The following is a 19,132-nucleotide window of genomic DNA, read 5'->3' on the forward strand; positions in this document are numbered from 1 at the left end:
CAGACCAAGCCGGTTTGGCACGTCAATGCCCTTGTCAAGGCAGTAGAGCAATCCGCCAGCGCCGATCATGTCATTGGAATAATACAGGAAATCAAGATCAGGATTGCGCGCGAGGATCGCCTCCGTCATCTCGCGCCCTTTCAGCAACGCCGACCCGCCCGAATAGAACTCCTTGTCAACAAGCTGAATTCCCGCTTCGGCAAGTCCGTCCTCCAGCCCTTGCAGGCGTTTCTTGGCGCGATGGTCATGGGGCATCATGGTTCCCAGAAAGCCGATGCGTTTATAGCCCGCACCGACGATTGCCTCGGCCATCTTCAGCCCGGCGCGGCGGTGCGAGATGCCGACCACACTGTCGACGGGCGTACCATCGACATCCATCACCTCGACGATCGGAATGCCCGAATTCTCCATCATCGCGCGGGCTGCATCGGTATGTTCCAGCCCAGCCAGAATAACGCCGGACGGGCGCCAGGACAGCATTTCGTACAGAACGGATTCCTCATGGTCAGGCAGATAGTGGGTCACGCCGACCACGGGTTGCAGCCCGGTGTCCTCCAATATCTGGCTGATCCCGGTCATCACCTCTGGGAACACCATATTGGACATCGACGGGATGATCACGGCAACCAGATTGACCCGTTGGCTTGCCAACGCGCCGGCGATCTTGTTCGGAACATAGCCCAAGGTCCGCGCCGCTGTCAGCACCCGTTCCCGAGTGGCGGCGGAGACATCGCCCCGATTGCGCAGAACACGACTGACCGTCATCTCCGAGACGCCGCACGCCTCCGATACATCGCGAAGCGTCAGGGTGCGGCGTGGGTCGATGCGGGGGGCTTGGGTCAACTCGTTTTGCCTTGTTGTCAGGATCATTTCCAAGTGTTACCGGTAAACCGGGCGCTTGTCCAAGCCTCGATGAAGGGTGGCGTTATCGCTAACAGTCCACGAGCTAGGGGGTTCGGGCAATCCAGACCGCGCTTTCTGCGTTCAAAGGCAGTGTTGCGGTTGAAACTGCGGATGGCCGGTATCAGACACGCCATTTTGGGCGCGAAGCGTCACGATATCCGCTTGGGCGGGTTGCATAGTGACCAAATTCTCCGCCATAAGGGTGCAAGCGCGTTTCTCTCGGTCAACCGCCGTCGGCGGCCTCGTGGCTCAACTGGATAGAGCAGCCCCCTCCTAAGGGGCAGGTTACAGGTTCAAATCCTGTCGGGGTCACCATTCCATTGACTGTTGCGGCTTTGCCGTGCCATCCAAAGACCGATATTTCGGTGAGACCCGGTTCTGGCAGGGACGAGACCGTCAATTCGGCCGGATCGAAGATCACGACTTTTTGTCATTGGAAACGCCCCATGTTCACGGCCACACTTCTGACCAACCCAGACACGCCGGTTTTGACCCGCGAGACCGTGCAATCCTTGCGCAACGCATGGGGTGGCGGTGATGCGGAATGGCTGAACCCCTCGGTGGCGGCGGAATTTGAAGTTGCCGCGATGCCCGAAAATCAGTGGCAGGTTTGGCAGGATTTGCAGACGCTCGGCGTTGATCTGGTGGTGCAGCGGAGTGAGAACCGCCGCAAGCGTCTGCTGTTGGCCGATATGGACAGCACCATGATCGAGCAGGAATGTATAGACGAGTTGGCGGATGAGGCTGGCGTCGGCGCGCATGTTGCGAAGATCACCGCGCAAGCGATGAATGGAGAGTTGGATTTCAACGCCGCCCTGCGTGAACGGGTGGCATTGTTGCGCGGGTTGCCCGAAGCGGTGATAGATGACGTGCTTGCCAACCGGATCACCTTGATGCCGGGCGGGACGGTGTTGTTGGCCACGATGAAAGCGCACGGCGCGCGCGCCGCATTGGTGTCTGGCGGGTTTACCGCTTTCACCTCCCACATCGCGGAAAAATTGGGGTTTGACGAAAACCGTGCCAATGTGTTGCAGATAGAGGATGGCAAGCTGACCGGTACGGTGGCGGAGCCGATCCTCGGGCGCGAGGCGAAGATGCAGGCATTGTGGGATATCACGGCGCAAATGGGGATAGCGCCCGCCGATGTGATTGCGGTGGGCGATGGCGCGAATGACTTGGGGATGCTGGGCATCGCGGGCGCGGGCGTGGCGCTGCATGCCAAACCCGCTGTCGCGGCGCAATGTGACATTCGCATCAACCATGGTGATTTGACCGCACTTTTGTATCTGCAAGGCTACGCCATGCAGGAGTTTTCCTGAGTGTTTGAGGTCTCACTGGAACTGGCGCTTCTGCTGATCGGCGCGGCTTTTGCGGCGGGGTTTGTTGACGCCATCGCCGGGGGTGGCGGCTTGATTACGGTGCCTGCGCTGCTGCTGGCGGGGGCCACGCCGATACAGGCGCTGTCAACGAACAAGCTGCAAGCGATGTTCGGCGCGGCGACCTCCACTTTGTCCTATGCCCTCGCGGGGCAGGTCAATCTGCGCAAACAGGCGCTGCCTGCCTTGATCGCTTTGGCTTTTGGCATGGCGGGGGCGAGCCTTGCGCGGATGATCCCGGTTGATGTGTTTCGCCTTGGCCTGCCCGCGATCCTGATCGCGATTGCCGCGTTTTTCGCGTTCAAGCCAGGGTTGGATGATCTGGACCGAATGCAACGGTTTACGCCCGCCCAATTAATCGCGTTTGTCGTGCCGTTCGTTGCGGTTTATGACGGGTTGATCGGCCCCGGAGCCGGGTCATTTTACATGATCGGCTTTGTAGTGCTGGCGGGTTACGGGGTGTTGAAGGCAACGGCGCATACCAAGCTGCTGAACTTCGCCTCCAACTTCGGCGGCTTTCTGATCTTTGCCGCCTCTGGCGCGCCGTGGTGGATCATCGGGCTTGCGATGGCGGTGGCGCAGATTGCCGGGGCCTATCTGGGTGCGCGACTGGCAATGCGGATCGGGTCAAAGGTGATCAAACCGCTGTTGGTCATCACCTCCACCGCGTTGGCGCTGCGGCTGATTTGGCAAATGCTTTGACTACTTGCCCCAACCCACCGCCTGCATTTCGCGCAAGCGGCTGGCGGTGCGCTCAAACTCAAACGAACCTTCGCCTTCGATATAAAGCCGCTCCGGCTCATCGGCTGCCGATGCGATCAGGCGCACCTTCGCCTCATACAAAGCGTCGATCAGGATGACAAAGCGCTTCGCCTCATTGTAATTGCTGGAAGAAAGCTGCGGGATGTCCTCCAGAATCAGCACCCGCACCGCATCGGCAATCGCCAGATAATCGGCAGCGCCAAGCGGCTTTGCGCACAACTCCCAAAAGGTCGCTCGGCCAACGCCGTTGGCGAAACGCGGTAGCTCAACCTCTCGCCCATTGACCGGAAGGCGCAGCACTTCGCCACCGCCCCCTCCCGAAAGGTCTTGCCAGATCGCGTCTATCGCATCGCGGGCCTTGCCTGCCGGGTGGAAGTAAACCTGCGCGCCTTCCAGGCGGTGTTGGCGGTAGTCATTCGGGCTTTGCAGCGAAACCACCTCTATCCGGTCGCGCAACATTGCAATGAAGGGCAAAAAGATCGCGCGGTTCAGCCCGTCCTTGTACAAATCTTCTGGCGGGCGGTTGGAGGTGGTGACGACCACAACGCCTGCCGCAAACAGTTTTTCAAACAAGCGGCCGACGATCATCGCATCGGTGATATCGGTAATCTGCATTTCGTCAAAGGCGAGCAGTCGCACCGAGCGGGTGATCGCTTCCGCCACAGGTTCAATCGGGTCATCGACACCGCGTTTACGGGCCTCGAAGATGCCGTGATGAATCTCCTGCATGAAGGCATGAAAATGCACGCGGCGCCTGGCGGGGCTGTCGGTTTGGGCGATGAACAGGTCCATCAGCATCGACTTGCCACGCCCGACACCACCCCAAAGATACAGACCTTTCGGCACCGGTTCGGGTTTGCTGAAAAGGCCGGAGAGCAGGCCGGATTTACGCGGACCAGTGGTTTCCGCCCAAAGGCGCAGCGCCTCCAGCTTCGGCAGTACGGCTTCTTGCGCCGGGTCAGCCTTCAGGCTGCCATCGGCAACCTTTGTGTCATAGATTTCGTGCAAGGTTTGGCGCATGGGCAAGTGGTCTAGCCGGATTTCAGGCCGGGGGCCAGCAAAGCCAAACCACCGATCATCGCAAACAAAAGCAGCGTCAGCGCAAGCAGCATCCGTCGGTCACGCTGATATTCCGGGCGCGTCAGGAACCCCAGGAAGGTGCGCAGTGTCACCAGCGGTCCGGGGAAGGCGTGGCCGGTTTCGGCGACAGCTTGCGCACGCAGGCGAAACAGGGTGCGAAACATCACAACCGCCCAAAGCGCGAAAACCGCGCCCTGCAAGCCCATCCCGACGATGAGAAGCGCCTGCATTACCAGCCTGGCATGGATACTGCGGGCAAAATCCGCCCGGTGCAATCGCCAAAGCCGATGCGGAAGCCATCGCCCTGCGCATGACCACGCAAGGTCAGCCGGTCACCATCCTCAATGAAGCTGCGGGTCTCGCCGCTGTCGAGCTTGATCGGCTTCTTGCCGCCCCAAGCCAGTTCCATCAGTGATCCGAATTCGCCCGCTTCCGGCCCGGAAATGGTGCCGGAGCCAAGAAGGTCGCCGGGATTCATCTCACAGCCGCAAACAGCGTGATGTGCCAGTTGCTGCGCGGCGGAGAAATAGACCCGGTTGTAGTTGGTGCGGGCGATGGTGCTGGCACTTGCCGCCCCTTCGGACTGCATCAGCACCTCCAGTTCAATGTTGTAAAAGCCGGGCCGGGTTTCCTCCAGATACGGCAGCAGAGGCACCTCACGCGCCGGGGCCGCGCAGCGGAAGGGTTCCAAGGCGGCGGGGCTGACGATCCAGGGGCTGATCGTAGTGCCAAAAGCCTTGCCCTGAAACGGGCCGAGCGGCTGATACTCCCAACCCTGAATATCGCGGGCGGACCAATCGTTCAGCAGCACATAGCCAAAGATCATTTCCTGCGCCTGCGCGGTGGTGATCGGTTGCCCGAGGGAGGAGCCGGTGCCGACAATCGCGCCAATCTCCAACTCGATATCCAGCCGTTTGCTTGGGCCAAACTCCGGCACCTTGGCATCCGCTGTTTTGGTTTGTCCCAACGGCCTGCGAATGTCGGTGCCGGATACCACGACCGAGGATGCGCGCCCGTTATACCCAATCGGGATATGCAGCCAATTCGCCGGAAGATCGGGAGAGCCGCGCATGATCGCGCCCATGTTTTTTGCGTGATGCATACCTGCATAAAAGTCGGTGTATTCCGCCACCAAAAGCGGCATATGCATCCGCGCCTTTTCGCGCGGCACCAAATAGCGGGTGAGGGCGTCTTTGGTTTCCGATGCTTCAGTCAGAAACCCGAACAGGATGATGCGCAAGCGCTGCCACGCGTCGGGTCCCAGTTCCATCACCTCATTCCAGAACGGAACGTCGAGCACGAAATCATCAGCAATCCGCAACAGACCGGCAGCCTCCATCCCCGCTACATCGAGGATCATGTCGCCAATCGCAACCCCACAACGCGGCGCGTCGCCTGCGACCGAGAAAACACCGTAAGGCAGGTTGTTCAGCGGGAATTCACCGTCGGGGTTATTGGCGCTTTCCACCCATGACCGCATCAGTTTCACAGCAAAATCTCCATTCCATCGGTGCCGACTTCGGCCATGCCATTCCATATCGGCGCAATCTGCGACAGCCAATCCTGCGCGTCGATACCGGGGTCATCCGCCGGAACCAGATGGTTCAAGGCAAGCCTGCCGACCCCTGCTGCGCGCGCGATGCGGGCCACATCTTCGACTCGCGTGTGGGAGTTGTAAAGATGTTGGCGCAGTTTGTCGCCCAAGCCCGTACGGCTGATGATAAGCTCTACCCCGGCAGGCAGCAACGCCTCATGCACAAGCAGGTCAGAGCCCGAGGCGAATTCCGCAAGCGGCGGGAAATAGGCGGTGTCGCCGCTGAAGGTAACGGATTTGCTACCGTCAAATCGCAGCGCAAAGCAGTCGGCGAGCGGTGGGTGCGGCACCCGCAAAGCGCGGACCTGAATTCCATCGTCAAGGATCGTTCCCTCGTCATATTCGATCACCGTAACAAGTTGATCCAACGGAACGCGGCCTTCATCCTTCACCCGAATATCGCTGTCATAAGCGACAGAGGCCATGAAGCCTTGCCAATAGGTGCTGATTCCCGGCGGGCCGTAAACCCGAACGGCGCCGGTCTTGCCGGTTGTCCAGGCGGTATGGATCAAGGGGCCGAGTTCAAGGATATGGTCAGAATGAAGATGGGTGATGAAGATCAAGTCCAACTGTTTCAGGTCCATTCCCGCCGTCACCAATGCCTTCGTCACCCCCAACCCGCAATCAACCACCACGCAGCGCCCGTCCAGTTCCAGCAGGCTGGAGGTCGGCATTGCAGCGTTCGCCCGGACCGCTGGTCCACCCTTGGTTCCCAGTAATACAACGCGGTTCATATCGTCTCCCTCGTTCGATTTCCCGAGTTTACCGCCTCGACAACGCAATTCGCAAGACTATCGCCCAAATCTCCGGATTTCAAACCATGCGGGTTAGCATTATTCGGTTGTGTTTCTCGGTTTCGCTGCCCTTGTCACTGCCCTGCCTTCGATGCAATCTGGCAGTGACGGGAGAAGGGGGAAAGCGGATGATCAGACTCTATGACTATTGGCGATCCTCTGCGGCGTACCGCGTTCGTATCGCGCTGAACCTGCTCGGATTGCCCTATGCGTCCACTCCGGTCGATCTGGTCAAAGGCGAACAGAACAGCCCCGAAAACCTTGCGCGCAATCCGCAGGGGCTCGTCCCGACGCTGGAAATCGACGGGCTGTCGCTGACGCAATCCGTGGCGATTTTGGAATATCTCGATGAGGAACACGCCGCAAATTTCCTGCCCAAAGCCCCGGCTCATCGCGCCCGTGTGCGTGCCCTGACCTATGCCATCGCGATGGAGATTGCACCTGTCGGCAATCTGTCGGTCCGCACCTATGCCGCGCAACATTCCTGCGGGCAAATGACCGCCGAGGTCTGGCAACAGCATTTCATCGGCAAAGGGCTTGCAGCGTTTGAGCGGATGCTGAACCACCCCTCCACCGGGCGCTTTTGTCACGGTGCGCAGGTGACGATGCCCGATATCTGCCTCGTGCCGCAGGTCTATAATGCCGAGCGTGTCGGAATCGATATATCCGGCTTTCCGCGCATCCATGCTATTACCGCACATCTGAACGACATCCCGGCGCTCAAGGCCGCCCATCCTGACAACCACAAACCAAAAGGCTGATCCCATGACCGATATCGTCATCCTCTCTGGCGCGCGCACTGCCATTGGCACCTTTGGTGGCGCTCTTTCCGGCTTCGGGCCGATCGACCTTGCCACCATCGCCAGTAAAGCCGCGATTGAGCGGGCTGGCATCGCACCCGGCCAGATCGGCACCGTGGTCTTTGGCCATGTCATCAACACCGAACCGCGCGATATGTATGTGTCGCGCGTGGCGGCGATGCAGGCGGGCATTCCTGAAACCACACCAGCGATGAACGTGAACCGGCTTTGCGGGTCCGGCGCGCAGGCGATTGTTTCGGCGGCACAGTCGCTGCTGCTGGGGGACGCCGATTTCGCCCTTGCTGGTGGTGCGGAATGTATGAGCCGCAGCCCCCATATCATGCCCGCCATCCGCTGGGGCCAAAAGATGGGCGATACCGCGGCCATCGACATGATGACCGGCGCGCTGACCTGCCCTTTCGGCACTGGCCACATGGGGGTGACGGCGGAAAATGTCGCCGCCGAGGATGGTATCAGTCGTGCGCAACAGGACGCTTTCGCGCTGCAAAGCCAGAACCGCGCCGCCCGCGCCATCGCCTCTGGCTATTTCAAGGATCAGATCGTTCCTGTGGAGGTGAAAACCCGCAAAGGTGTGACGATCTTTGACACCGATGAACACCCCAAAGCCACGAATGCCGAGGCGTTGGCGGGCTTGCGCGCGGTTTTCAAAAAAGACGGCAGCGTGACGGCGGGGAATGCGTCAGGCATCAACGATGGCGCAGCGGCTTTGGTTTTGGCGCGCAGTGACGCGGCAAATAAGGCCGGCCTGACCCCGCGCGCCCGCATTCTTGGCTATGCCGTTGCCGGTGTCCGCCCCGAGGTGATGGGCTTTGGCCCTATCCCCGCCGTGCGCCTGCTAATGCAGAAAACCGGCCTGACCGTCCGCGATTTCGACGTGGTGGAATCGAATGAGGCGTTTGCGGCGCAGGCACTTGCGGTCACCAACCAGTTGGGCCTTGATCCGGCAAAGGTGAACCCGAACGGCGGCGCAATTGCGCTTGGTCACCCGGTCGGCGCAACCGGTGCGATCCTGACCGTGAAAGCGATGTATGAGCTGGAGCGGACTGGCGGGAAAACTGCATTGATCACGATGTGCATTGGCGGCGGGCAAGGCATTGCGCTTGCGATTGAGCGTATCTGAAAAGGGGGGCAACTGCCCCCTTTCACACCGCATTTGCGCCGATCAGTTCAGGACCACGATCCCGATGTTCAACGCGGTGGCCAGCGTGACCCAAGCCAGATAGGGCATGAACAACGCCGCCGATGTGCGGTCGCTGTTCCACTCCCGCAGGATGAACGCGGCAATCGCGGCCCATGTCAACACAATGACGACCACCGCCGCTACGGGCATGTTCAGACCGAAGAAAACCGGTGACCACAGGAAGTTCAGAACCATCTGCGACCACCAAAGCGCTTGTGCGCCGCCGTAAATCCATTTGCGCGCCCCAGCCCAGCCGATCAGTACATAAAGCGCGGTCCACATCGGTCCAAAGACCCAATTTGGCGGCGTGAACCCCGGCTTGTTCAGTCCGGCATACCATTCGCCCGGCAAAGTTGCGACGCCGATCAGGCTGCCGATTGCGACAACGCCGAGAATAAAGGCCGCATAGGCCCAAAGATGTTTCATGCCTGCCTCCTTCAGTCCAGTTCCCGCGCCTCCGAGACCAGCATGATCGGAATTCCGTTGCGCAACGGAAAAGCAAGTTTTGCGGGTTTGGAAATCAACTCCTGCGCCTCGGCGTCATAGGCCAGGGTGGCCTGCGTAACGGGACAGACCAACGCTTCCAACATGCGGCGGTCGATCGTGGGAGCGGGAGCGGCGTCAGTCATTGCAATACCTCATCAACGTTGCCGCCCCGCAGGGCAAATTCGATCAGCGTTACCATTGTTTCGCGTCTCGTCGTCAGGGTCGGCGCCTCAAGCAATGCCTGCTTGTCCTCCGGAGAGAACGGGCAGAGCATCGAAAGCGAATTGATCAGCAATTCCGACTCTGCTTCTGCCAGACTTTCCCAATCGGTGGACAGCTCCATTGATTCAAAGAATCGACACAACAGCGCCATGAAACCCTCACGGTCAAAACCGGGGTCATCCTCGGTTGTGCCCTGATCGCGCGTGAAATCCTGCCAATCCACCCGCGCCCTGCGATAGGGGACAAAGCCGCTGATCTCCTCCCGGATGCGAAACCGCGACACACCGGACAACGAGATCATGTAGCGCCCATCCTCGGTTTCCGAAAAGCCCGTCAACCGGCCGGCGCAGCCAATGTTTTGCAGCTTCGGCTCCGGTCCCTGATTGATCGGCACCTCGCGGGGCTGGATCATGCCAATCAACCGCTCCGGTGTCTTCAGGATGTCTTCCAGCATCTGCAAATAGCGCGGCTCAAAGATATGCAGCGGCAAGCGCGCGCGCGGCAACAACAACGCCCCCGGCAGGGGAAAAATCGGGATCGTGTCGGGTAAGTCGCGGACGTGTTTCATATCAATGCAATTAGTCTGCGCCAGGCATTAGGCAAATATCATCGACGACAATCTGCGCCGCCCCTTCAGGGCAATCGGGTCTTTCGGCGGCAGCGCCTCGAAGATCGTCAGGAGTTGCGTCTTTGCGGCGGCATCATTCCATTCGCGGTCACGGCGGAACAGGTCCAAAAGCATATCCACCGCTTCGTCCACCTTGCCGGCTGCATGCAGCGCCTGTGCCAGATCAAAGCGCGCTCGCAGGTTGTCGGGGTCTGCCTCCACCGCGGCGCGCAAGTCCGCCTCTGGTCCTGCGTTGGCTGCTTGGTGTAGCAGGGCGATTTGCGCGCGCACTGCCTCCACCTCTTTGGCACCCGCGATCTTGGCGGGTACGGCCGCCAGAAAAGCTTCCGCCTGCGCCACCTGATCCAATGCCAGATGCGCCCGCATCAATCCGGCATAGGCGACCGGGTTTTCCGGCTCCTCACCCAGAATGGCGGCAAAGGTTTCGGCGGCATCGGTTGCGGCCCCTTCGGCCAGCATCGCTTCGGCGGCTTCAATCGCCTCTGCCAACCCGCCATCGCCAGCAAGGGCGCCGACCCGATCAACAAAGGCCTTCAACTCCGACGCGGGCAGCGCGCCTTGAAACCCATCCACCGGTTTGCCCTGATAGAACGCATAGACGGTCGGGATCGACTGGATGCGCAGTTGCGCCGAAATATTCGGGCTTTCATCGACGTTGATCTTGATCATCCGCACCTTGCCTTTGGCAGCGGTGACAGCAGCCTCCAGCGCCGGGCCAAGCTGTTTGCACGGGCCGCACCACGGCGCCCAGAAATCGACAATCACCGGCACCTCGGCACTGCCCTCGATCACGTCCGCCATGAAACTGGCTTCGGACCCATCCTTGATCAGCTCATCCGTACCGGGTGCCGCCGCGCCCAATTTTTCGCCAAACGTCAACATTCCGTCCCTCTTTCGTCAAAAGCCTTGAACCCAATATGCGCATCCATCGGCGAAAGGCCAAGGGGCAATCCGTACCCGGCATCTGAACGCCGCGTCCTGGCGATGTGCTGACGACCGGATTTCATCTTGGCAAAAATACCTGAAAAACTCAGCCGCGCAGTGACATCAATTGGGCATGGAGCGCGGAACCGGCCACAATTACCCCCGGAGTGCGCGGGTCAGGCTGATTGAAGTGCAACTCCCGCCCCGCGCCGTCGCTGACCGTCGCTCCGGCGCGTGCGGCGATCAATGCACCCGCAGCGATGTCCCATTCCCACGTCGGACGAAACGCCAGCATCGCGTCAAACCGCCCTTCGGCAACCAGACACAGGCGATAGGCCAGGGAGGGCCGGAAGGAACGACGCACATCCGGGACGCCACCGGCCCAGTGGTGTTCCGCCATATTCGCCTTTGCCGTCAGAACGGTCGCGTCCTTCGCCTCATTTGCCCCGGAGACGCTGATATCCCGCCCGTTCAACACCGCGGCAGACCCGGCATGGGCTGCGTACAGGAGGTCCATCGCAGGCAGAGACACGGCGCCGGCAATTACCTTGCCCGCTTCGGCAATGGCAAGCGAATGGGCGAAGCTGACTTCGCCGCCCAGAAAGGCGCGGGTGCCGTCAATCGGGTCAATGATGAACACCCGCTGTGCTGAAAGCCGATCCGCATTGTCCGGGGTTTCTTCGGACAACCAGCCGTATTCTGGTCGCGCCGCCGTCAGGCGTTCGTGCAGCATGTCATTCACCGCCAGATCGGCCTCTGTCACCGGGCCGGAGCCGTCCGGCTTTTCCCAGACTTTCGGGTCGCGCTTGAAAAAGCGCATCGCAATATCCCCCGCCGCGCGGGCAGCCGCGACCAAAAGATCAAGGTCGGCGTCCAGATCATGCCCCGGCAAGCGTCAGCCCTTCGACCAGCAGCGACGGCACCCGCGTCGACATATGCGCGCGCGCATCATTCGCAGGCGTGATCCGCAGCAGCATGTCGCGCAGGTTTCCCGCGATGGTACATTCGTTCACCGCATGGGTGATCTGCCCGTTTTCCACCCAGAAACCAGACGCCCCGCGTGAATAATCGCCAGTCGTTGGATTGATCGAGGATCCGATCAGCGACGTGACCAGTAACCCTCTTCCCATATCCGCCAGCAAATCCGCCCGGCTTTTTGTGCCTTGCGTCAGATCAATATTCGAGGTGCCGGGCGAGGGCGGCGCGGACAACCCCCGCGCCGCATTCGCGGTGCTGTCCATGCCCAGCTTGCGCCCGGTCGCAAGATCCAGCACCCACCCGGTCAGGATGCCATCTTCGACAATCGCGCGCCGCGCGGTTGGCAAGCCTTCACCGTCAAAGAGGCGGCTTCCCGTGGTGCGGATGCGGTGCGGGTCTTCGATAACCGAAAGCCCTTTCGGCAAGACCTGCTGGCCCAAAGCGTCGCGCAACCAGCTTGACCCGCGCGCAATGCTGGACCCGTTCACCGCGCCCAGAAGATGCCCGATCAACCCCGATGATATCCGCTCATCATACAGCACCGGAAACGCCCCGGTTTTGGGCTTGCGCGCGCCGACCCGTTGCATGGCACGGGCCGCCGCCAAAGCGCCGATCTCCTCGGCGCCGGGCAGATCGGCGGCATAGATGCGCCCTTCGGCAGCCCAGTCCCGTTCCATCCCGGTGCCATCACCTGTGAAGGCCACGGCGGAGATGGAGCGGGAAGACCGTGCATAACCGCCCGAAAACCCGTTGCTTGCCGCCAGATGGACCCGGCGGCGCGATTGGTGCGCGCTCGCCTCGACCTGCGTGATCCCGGCGATGGCCATCGCGGCGCTTTCAGCGCGGCGCGCATCCTCCTCCAACGCAGCGGAATCGACCTCGGGTGACGGATCGCACAGTTCAAGCCGCGCCAGATCCCAACCCTTGGCAAGCTGCGACGGGTCCGCGAGACCGGCGTGGGGATCGTCAGGTGCCTCTCTCGCCATGGCCACCGCGCGTTCCGCGACGGCGGCGATGCTGGTATCGGAGGTATCAGAAACCGAAACGCAGGCTTGCCGTTTGCCGACAAGCACCCTCAGCCCAAGCTCTGTCCCCTCCGACCGTTCGGCTTGTTCCAGCTTGCCCGCGCGAATGTCGATAGCGGTTGCGACGCCGTCCACGGCAATCGCATCTGCCGCCTCGGCCCCGGCGCGCTTGGCGGCGGTCAGCAAAGCCTCGGTCAGCCGTTCAAGCGAAGGTGTCATGCAGGAAATCTCCTTTGGGTCTGCTGGCAGGTAATCCGCCAAGCGCCCCAAAGCAAGCCGCAGCCGGGCAGATACGTCTGGAAAAAAGGGCGGCACCGGGCCGCCCCTTCCGCTGTGGGTTCAGAACGGCAGCGGGTTTCCGTTGGTCAGGATCTTGCCGCCTTCCTGAAACTCAACTTCCGACACCAGACTGTCGGGTGTCGGGCCGGGTTTCGCCAACATGCCGGACATCATCCCGAAGGTCATCACAATTTGCGGATCGACCAGTCCCAACGCCTGCAACTTGCCGAGCAATGTGTTCGCCCCGGTCAGTGACACGTTGATCTTGCCCACCGGCATCGGTGCGACACCCCCCATCAGCGGCGGCTGCGTGTTGTCGAATGTCAACGCGCCGTCGCCCGTCAACTCCGCCCCGGCGACCGATACATTGAGAGCGTCAAGATTCACAGCGTTGAGCTGGAACGGCGCTTTGTCGCCCGCCATCGCGGCGGCATCCTCGGTGATCAGATCGACGAGGGGCGTCGCCTTGCCTGTGGTGGTGATCACCAGATTGGCCGGGTCGCGCGGCAGCGTCTTGCCGGGGTCAACCATGCCCCAGATCGTGTCGGAGACCGTAAGCCCCTGAAGCCGCGTCTCGAAAGCGAAATCCTGCGGTTCAGCCGCTTTTGCCATCGGCAAGGAGAAGTTGATCGTCGCTTCGTCATATGCCGCCGACAGTCCCGGAATCGGCAGGGCGGAGCTTTCGCCCGAGATTGTCACGGTTTTTCCGGTGGCACCATAACTGATCCGCGACTGGTCGAGCGCGACTTTCAGGCTGCCGCCTTCGGATGTCGTGTCGATACTGGTCTTGGTGCCGGCTTCATCCACCCCTTCAAACGAGAGATTGCCGCTGTCATAGGTAAATGACGCATCCGTGGTGAAGCCAAGCGCAAGCAGCGCGGTCATATCCCCTTTCGGCGCGTCCTTTGGCATCGTGCTGGAGGAACCGCCGGCAAGATTGTTCATTTCGGCGCTGGCGCTAAAGGTAGCTGCGTCGGTGTCGCCCTTGCCGCTTGCCTCAAGCGTCATGCTTTGCGCCGAAAAGGTTGAGGCGACGTTGATCTTGTCACCGGGCGAGACGTTGTAGGTGCCTGCGACATCGGCCAGCGTAACATCAATATCCATCTCTTTCGGCTTGCCGTCGGCGGTAAAGTCCAGCGCATTGAGTTCAAACGAATCCGCCGAAAAATCATAGCTCACCGCGTCCGGTGTGCCGCTGGCTGTCATCGTCATCCCGTTCTGCGCGATGTTGAGAGTGAAGGTGGAAGGCTTGTCCATGGCGTTCTTCATCGCGAACGTCACCAGATATTCCTCCGACATGGTGATGTCGACCTTGCCATCCCCGGTGTCGCGGAAGGCAACCTCCGGGATGGTTCCGCTGACGTCTTCGCCCTTCTGGCCCATTTCGATTTTCAGGTCAGTGATGGTCAGCGTATCGCCTTCCCGGTTTTCCGACCCGGCGGTGAATTTCTGGCCAAAGCTGTTGCCGTAGGACTGCCAGTTCTGCCACACCTCCTCCGGTGTGACATCGGCGAAAACCGGCGCGGAAAGCAGGGCTGTCAAAGTCAGCAATGAGGTGGTCCCGAAAATGCAGCGATACATGGGTAGATCTCCGTTGAAATTATCCCGTGCAGCATCGGCCCGCTGTGGCGGCGGGTCAAGGGGGTAGGGCGGCGACGGATCACCGCTCGGCGATCAATTGCAGCGAAATGTCGCGCGCATCTGGTCCGGGAACTGCGCTTGGTATAGGCTGGGCGAAGGAAATATAGGTCGGAGAAACGGAATGCAGGGAAAGATCGTCGCAATTACCGGTGCGAGCCGGGGAATCGGTGCAGCCTCCGCGCGGGTGTTCGCAGAAGCAGGTGCGCGCGTCGTCCTGCTGGCGCGTTCGGGCCAGGAGATTGAGGCGCTGGCCGCTGAAATTGGCGGCTCGGCGCTTGCGATCCGGTGCGATGTGGGCGATGCGGCCTCGGTCAGTGCCGCGATGAGCCGGATCGTCAAGGATTGCGGCGGGCTGGATGTGCTGATCGGGAATGCCGGTGTGATCGAACCGATTTCCCGGCTGTCTGCCGCCGACCCTGCGGCGTGGTCGCGCGCCATCGACGTGAATCTGAAAGGCGTATTCTACGGGATGCGTGCCGCGATTCCGCTGATGCGCAAACGCGGCGGCACCATCATCACAGTTTCGTCAGGTGCGGCGCATAGCCCCTTGGAGGGGTGGAGCGCTTATTGCGCCGCCAAGGCGGGGGCGGCGATGCTCACCCGCGCCGCGCATCTGGAAGAAGGCGGCAATGGGTTGCGGATCATGGGCATGTCGCCGGGAACCGTGGCGACCGATATGCAGGTGAAAATCAAGGCCAGCGGCATCAACCCGGTCAGCTTTCTGGACCCTTCCGTGCATATCCCTGCCGATTGGCCCGCGAAACTGATGCTGTGGATGTGTGGTCCGGGCGGCGATGCCTGGCTGGGCAAAGAGGTTTCTCTGCGCGATGACGATATTCGCCGCGCCGTGGGGCTGATTGAATGATCTCACTCACGGTTGAGGGGGGTATCTGGACCGCCACCATCAACCGACCCGAAAAGGCGAATTCCCTGACCGGGGCGATGCTGCGGGATTTGGCCGAAATTGTCGAACGCGCGGGGCGTGAGGGCGCACGGTGTCTGGTGTTGACTGGCACGGGCCGCGTGTTTTCCGCCGGTGCCGACCTGGATGAAGTCCGCGCTGGCCTTGCTACCGACCCGGTTTGGGAACGCCTGTCAGGTGCGATTGCCGCTTTGCCTTGCCTGACCATCGCGGCGCTGAATGGCACCTTGGCGGGCGGCGCGATGGGAATGGCGCTGGCCTGTGATCTGCGGCTTGCGGTGCCGGGGGCCAAGTTTTTCTACCCGGTGATGAAGCTGGGGTTCTTGCCGCAACCCTCCGACGTGCCGCGATTGGTTGGGTTGGTGGGTGCGTCGCGGGCGGCGATGATCCTGATGGCGGGTCAGAAAGTGGAGGCGACAGAGGCGCTGGTCTGGGGGCTGGTGGACCGGGTGGTGGAACCGGACGTTTTGCTGCCCACCAGCCATGCACTCGCCGCCGACAGCGGCGTCGCCACGCCGGATCATGCGCGTGCCATCAAGCGTATGGTTTGGCAGTAGGCAGGCGATTCCGGGCCGATGATCCGGGCGGTTGCTGTTGGACGGCTCGCCGGCTGTAGCATGCCGTGCAGGACCAAGTTGCCGCTTGCTCAGCTTACGCCAATGACCACTGCTGATTGCTTGCCTAAAATGGAGCTATCATCATTGGTAACAACCGATCCTATCGGTAAAAATTTTTGGAGGAAATAAACTGTTGAATTGAGGTGAGGAGGTGAAGGACTACATCGTAGTCACCTTTCTCCTTGCGCCTATTGCACTGCCGCGAGTGGTGTCGGCGCACATCCCAGCGATCATCGTTTAAGCCTTTTGACGTTAACCGTGTCCTGATGACAGTTGCGACAATAGGTGTGAGGGTGGTGTAGTTTTCGTTGATCTTACCGTAACATGTGTCGATGTCTTTGAATCCTTTAATTTCCCCCAAGAACCATTCAATCCGTTGTCTGAAAGACGAATGTATGGCAATCCGCCGAGAGGGGAGCATGGCGTGTTCAAATCCGGCATCCTCGGCCCTTGTCAGCGATGGGGCCTCCACCCGATAGCTAACCGGCCAGCGCATTGGACATACGACGGAGCGCAACTGCCTTCACCCGGCTGCGACTCTGCTTGAACACGGTACTCCACCGCTCGAACCCAACAGGCAGGGCACACAACTGGCACGCCGGCGCGGCCTTCCAAGGCCTTAGCAGATGTATGATGTTTCAAGCCAAAGTCGAACTCTCCAGAGAATCGCTGCACAAAAAGGCCAGGGGATTTGGCCCGGCGCGACCGGCGGGCACTCTCGCGGTCACGACAGTGTGGCGCGAGGATGTTCGATTGCGCGTCCGTGTGTGGCGTCATGACCCTGCCGGGGCCGCCCCCCGGCCCCGTGTTTGGAGTCATGATGGTTCGCAGCCTGACGATGCACCACGCCAAAGGCGTGCTTCCGGCATGAGGCATCGCGCGAGCCCCTCTCACCCCAGGCAAGCATACGCAGCCCGTTGCCTGACAGACCTGTTCACACGCCCGGAAGGAGCAAACGGAGGCCAAAATAGCGACCGCGCTGCTCGACCGCCTCACCCATCGTTGCCATGTTCTGAAGACCGGCAACGTCTTCAACCTGCGGTTCTTTTCTTCCAAAGATCGTAACCTCGTCGCGTCCGACGATTCCATCCCGACAGGCCGGATTTCTATTTGCGCAACGTTGTCGAACTGATCCCCCCGCCCGCACACGTCAGCGATCATCTCGCCCGCTTCCTGATCCTTGATCATCGACTGCGATCTGTTCGTCTGTAAATCTACTCTCGTTCGTCCGCCCTTCTGATGGCTGGCGCGATACCAGGTTGGAGGAGTTTTGGGGGCTCAGGTCACATATTTCAAAATGTCCCACTGCTTACGGTCAGCCATCGCTTGACGCCCATTGCCCGGCGCGATAGCCACGCATTTTTCCGCGGATGGGGGCACCCGATGGCACGCAAGCGCAAAGGCCGGGCAATTTCTGGCTGGCTGGTGGTGGACAAGCCTGCGGGCATTACCTCCACCACCGTTGTCAACAAGGTGAAATGGGCGTTTGAAGCGCAAAAGGCGGGCCATGCGGGTACGCTTGATCCTGACGCGACAGGCGTGCTGGCGATTGCCTTGGGTGAGGCAACCAAAACCGTACCCTATATCACCGATGCGCTGAAATGCTATCGTTTCGTCGTGCGTTTCGGCGCCTCGACCCGCACCGATGACGCAGCGGGCGAAGTGACGGCAACGCAGGAGAAGCGCCCGGACGACGCCGATATCGCAGCGGCGCTGGCGGCTTTTCGCGGCGATATCCTGCAAGTGCCGCCGCAGTTTTCCGCCGTGAAGGTCGACGGTGAGCGCGCCTACGACATCGCGCGCGGCGGCGGTGAAATGGCGCTTACGGCCCGCCCGCTTTGGGTGGAAAGCCTAGAAGTTGTCGCACGGCCCGACCCTGACCATGTGGAGTTGGAAATGGTCTGCGGCAAAGGCGGCTATGTTCGATCCATCGCGCGGGATCTGGGGCAGGTGTTGGGTTGTCTCGGGCATGTGCTTTGGTTGCGGCGCACATGGTCCGGTCCGTTCGAGGTCGCGCAAGGGATCACTCTGGAGCAGATCGAGCGGGAGGCGCGCAGCCCTGCATTGGACGTGCATCTGTTGCCGCTGGAGCTTGGGCTGGCGGATTTGCCGGAACTTCCGACGACACCGGAAGGGGCAGCCCGCCTACGCAATGGAAATCCGGGGATCGTACTTTCCTCCAACGCAGAATTCGGCGAGGAGGCTTGGGCAAGCTACATGGGCCGTGCGGTGGCGGTGGGGGTCTACAAGGCCGGGGAACTGCACCCGTCGCGCGTCTTCAATGATTGAGGGCGGGCCATTGCTCGGGGCATCGAACCCCGAGCAATGGCATTGCCATGGACAAGACCCGTTTGCCGCGCAAAGTCCCGCAGATTTTAACCAAACTTGAAGATTTCGCCACATGCTTGCCACGGCTCGCTGGATTTATGGGCGTTTTTGTGCCATGATCAGCTCGTATAAACCCAATACTTACAGCGCGTTAGCTTGGTTCATGGTTAACGGCAGGGCTGTAAGATCAATGGGCGTTGGGCGGAGGTGTGGCCGTGTTGGGATTATTTGGGCTTTTGAGCGCGTTGTTTGCTGGTGTGATGGCAGACGGTATTTTGGCATCGTCGAAACACGGGGAGGACGGTGAGGCACCGGAGACCTCGGAGGATAGCATGGATCCAACAGAGCCCTCTGGCGCGGAGCCTGACAGCGTGGATCTGTTGGATATTGCGGCGCAGGACCAATTGAGCGTGAGCGAGTCCGCAGTCGATACGCCCGTAGACGACCCGAACGACGATCACAGCCAGACAGAGTCTTCCGATACGCCGCCACCGTTTGCTGATGGCTTGTTGCTGGAAGGTCAATCAAGCGACGACATTTTGGCCGGTGAAGGCGGAGATGATACGATCTTT

The 19,132-nt window shown here is 60.7% G+C and carries 20 protein-coding genes and 1 tRNA gene; 9 read left to right on the plus strand and 12 right to left on the minus strand.

Going from position 1 to position 19,132, the window contains the following annotated elements; all coding sequences use genetic code 11:
- On the minus strand, positions 1-843 hold an 843-nt coding region (locus L0H65_RS02560; protein WP_301457194.1), incomplete at its 3' end, for a LacI family DNA-binding transcriptional regulator.
- A 298-nt stretch (positions 844-1,141) separates the two neighbouring features.
- Between L0H65_RS02560 and L0H65_RS02565 the strand changes: the two genes are divergently transcribed.
- The 3 genes from L0H65_RS02565 (at position 1,142) to L0H65_RS02575 (ending at position 2,981) form a co-directional block, all read left to right on the plus strand.
- A tRNA-Arg gene (locus L0H65_RS02565) sits at positions 1,142-1,218 on the plus strand.
- 131 nt (positions 1,219-1,349) lie between these two features.
- Positions 1,350-2,222 carry a phosphoserine phosphatase SerB gene (gene serB, locus L0H65_RS02570; RefSeq protein WP_301457195.1) on the plus strand — a complete coding sequence of 291 codons (873 nt, stop codon included), beginning with the start codon at positions 1,350-1,352 and terminating at the stop codon, positions 2,220-2,222.
- A complete protein-coding gene (locus L0H65_RS02575; protein WP_301457199.1) occupies positions 2,223-2,981 on the plus strand; it encodes a TSUP family transporter in 759 nt (252 codons plus the stop codon).
- Here the strand turns inward: L0H65_RS02575 and zapE are convergent, their stop codons facing one another.
- From zapE to L0H65_RS02595, 4 genes are read right to left on the minus strand one after another with little or no spacing between them, the layout of a single operon-like run.
- Positions 2,982-4,061, minus strand: coding sequence for a cell division protein ZapE (gene zapE, locus L0H65_RS02580; protein WP_301457200.1), 1,080 nt, complete (start codon positions 4,059-4,061; stop codon positions 2,982-2,984). It lies immediately after the preceding gene.
- Between the two features lie 11 nt (positions 4,062-4,072).
- Entirely contained in the window at positions 4,073-4,351 is a 279-nt protein-coding gene (locus L0H65_RS02585) for a hypothetical protein (protein ID WP_301457201.1), read from the minus strand.
- Positions 4,351-5,610: a fumarylacetoacetase gene (gene fahA, locus L0H65_RS02590; RefSeq protein WP_301457203.1), complete on the minus strand. Its 1,260-nt coding sequence runs from the start codon at positions 5,608-5,610 to the stop codon at positions 4,351-4,353. The genes L0H65_RS02585 and fahA overlap by 1 nt, the downstream gene beginning before the upstream one ends.
- A complete protein-coding gene (locus tag L0H65_RS02595) occupies positions 5,607-6,449 on the minus strand; it encodes an MBL fold metallo-hydrolase (protein WP_301457204.1) in 843 nt (280 codons plus the stop codon). Before L0H65_RS02595 ends, fahA begins: the two co-directional genes overlap by 4 nt.
- Positions 6,450-6,637: 188 nt before the next feature.
- On the opposite strand from L0H65_RS02595, the gene maiA reads away from it, so the two are divergent.
- Together maiA and L0H65_RS02605 are read left to right on the plus strand one after the other, a co-directional pair.
- The gene (gene maiA, locus L0H65_RS02600) at positions 6,638-7,270 is read left to right on the plus strand and encodes a maleylacetoacetate isomerase (protein ID WP_301457205.1); all 633 of its coding nucleotides are present in this window, start codon (positions 6,638-6,640) and stop codon (positions 7,268-7,270) included.
- Between the two features lie 4 nt (positions 7,271-7,274).
- Entirely contained in the window at positions 7,275-8,450 is a 1,176-nt protein-coding gene (locus tag L0H65_RS02605; protein WP_301457207.1) for an acetyl-CoA C-acyltransferase family protein, read from the plus strand.
- A 42-nt stretch (positions 8,451-8,492) separates the two neighbouring features.
- Here L0H65_RS02605 and L0H65_RS02610 read toward each other — a convergent pair whose 3' ends face one another.
- The 7 genes from L0H65_RS02610 to L0H65_RS02640 form a co-directional block, all read right to left on the minus strand.
- The gene (locus L0H65_RS02610; protein ID WP_301457208.1) at positions 8,493-8,936 is read right to left on the minus strand and encodes a TspO/MBR family protein; all 444 of its coding nucleotides are present in this window, start codon (positions 8,934-8,936) and stop codon (positions 8,493-8,495) included.
- 11 nt (positions 8,937-8,947) lie between these two features.
- Positions 8,948-9,139, minus strand: coding sequence for a Trm112 family protein (locus L0H65_RS02615; RefSeq protein WP_301457209.1), 192 nt, complete (start codon positions 9,137-9,139; stop codon positions 8,948-8,950).
- A complete protein-coding gene (locus tag L0H65_RS02620; protein WP_301457210.1) occupies positions 9,136-9,786 on the minus strand; it encodes an LON peptidase substrate-binding domain-containing protein in 651 nt (216 codons plus the stop codon). Before L0H65_RS02620 ends, L0H65_RS02615 begins: the two co-directional genes overlap by 4 nt.
- A gap of 27 nt (positions 9,787-9,813) precedes the next feature.
- Positions 9,814-10,728, minus strand: a complete 915-nt coding sequence (locus tag L0H65_RS02625) for a co-chaperone YbbN (protein WP_301457211.1) — start codon at positions 10,726-10,728, stop codon at positions 9,814-9,816.
- 148 nt (positions 10,729-10,876) lie between these two features.
- Positions 10,877-11,662 carry a 3'(2'),5'-bisphosphate nucleotidase CysQ gene (locus L0H65_RS02630; RefSeq protein WP_301457212.1) on the minus strand — a complete coding sequence of 262 codons (786 nt, stop codon included), beginning with the start codon at positions 11,660-11,662 and terminating at the stop codon, positions 10,877-10,879.
- Positions 11,649-12,992: a TldD/PmbA family protein gene (locus L0H65_RS02635; protein ID WP_301457220.1), complete on the minus strand. Its 1,344-nt coding sequence runs from the start codon at positions 12,990-12,992 to the stop codon at positions 11,649-11,651. Before L0H65_RS02635 ends, L0H65_RS02630 begins: the two co-directional genes overlap by 14 nt.
- A 120-nt stretch (positions 12,993-13,112) precedes the next feature.
- The gene (locus tag L0H65_RS02640) at positions 13,113-14,633 is read right to left on the minus strand and encodes a DUF2125 domain-containing protein (protein ID WP_301457213.1); all 1,521 of its coding nucleotides are present in this window, start codon (positions 14,631-14,633) and stop codon (positions 13,113-13,115) included.
- A gap of 181 nt (positions 14,634-14,814) precedes the next feature.
- On the opposite strand from L0H65_RS02640, the gene L0H65_RS02645 reads away from it, so the two are divergent.
- From L0H65_RS02645 to L0H65_RS02660, 4 genes are all read left to right on the plus strand, one after another.
- Entirely contained in the window at positions 14,815-15,558 is a 744-nt protein-coding gene (locus L0H65_RS02645) for an SDR family oxidoreductase (RefSeq protein WP_301457214.1), read from the plus strand.
- Positions 15,555-16,172, plus strand: a complete 618-nt coding sequence (locus tag L0H65_RS02650; protein WP_301457215.1) for an enoyl-CoA hydratase/isomerase family protein — start codon at positions 15,555-15,557, stop codon at positions 16,170-16,172. Before L0H65_RS02645 ends, L0H65_RS02650 begins: the two co-directional genes overlap by 4 nt.
- A gap of 1,443 nt (positions 16,173-17,615) precedes the next feature.
- On the plus strand, positions 17,616-18,521 hold the full coding sequence (truB, locus tag L0H65_RS02655; RefSeq protein WP_301457217.1) for a tRNA pseudouridine(55) synthase TruB: 906 nt from the start codon (positions 17,616-17,618) through the stop codon (positions 18,519-18,521).
- 254 nt (positions 18,522-18,775) lie between these two features.
- On the plus strand, positions 18,776-19,132 hold a 357-nt coding region (locus L0H65_RS02660), incomplete at its 3' end, for a hypothetical protein (protein WP_301457218.1).

It is taken from the genome of Pseudorhodobacter sp. (genome assembly GCF_030452865.1).
Classification (GTDB): Bacteria; Pseudomonadota; Alphaproteobacteria; order Rhodobacterales; family Rhodobacteraceae; genus Pseudorhodobacter.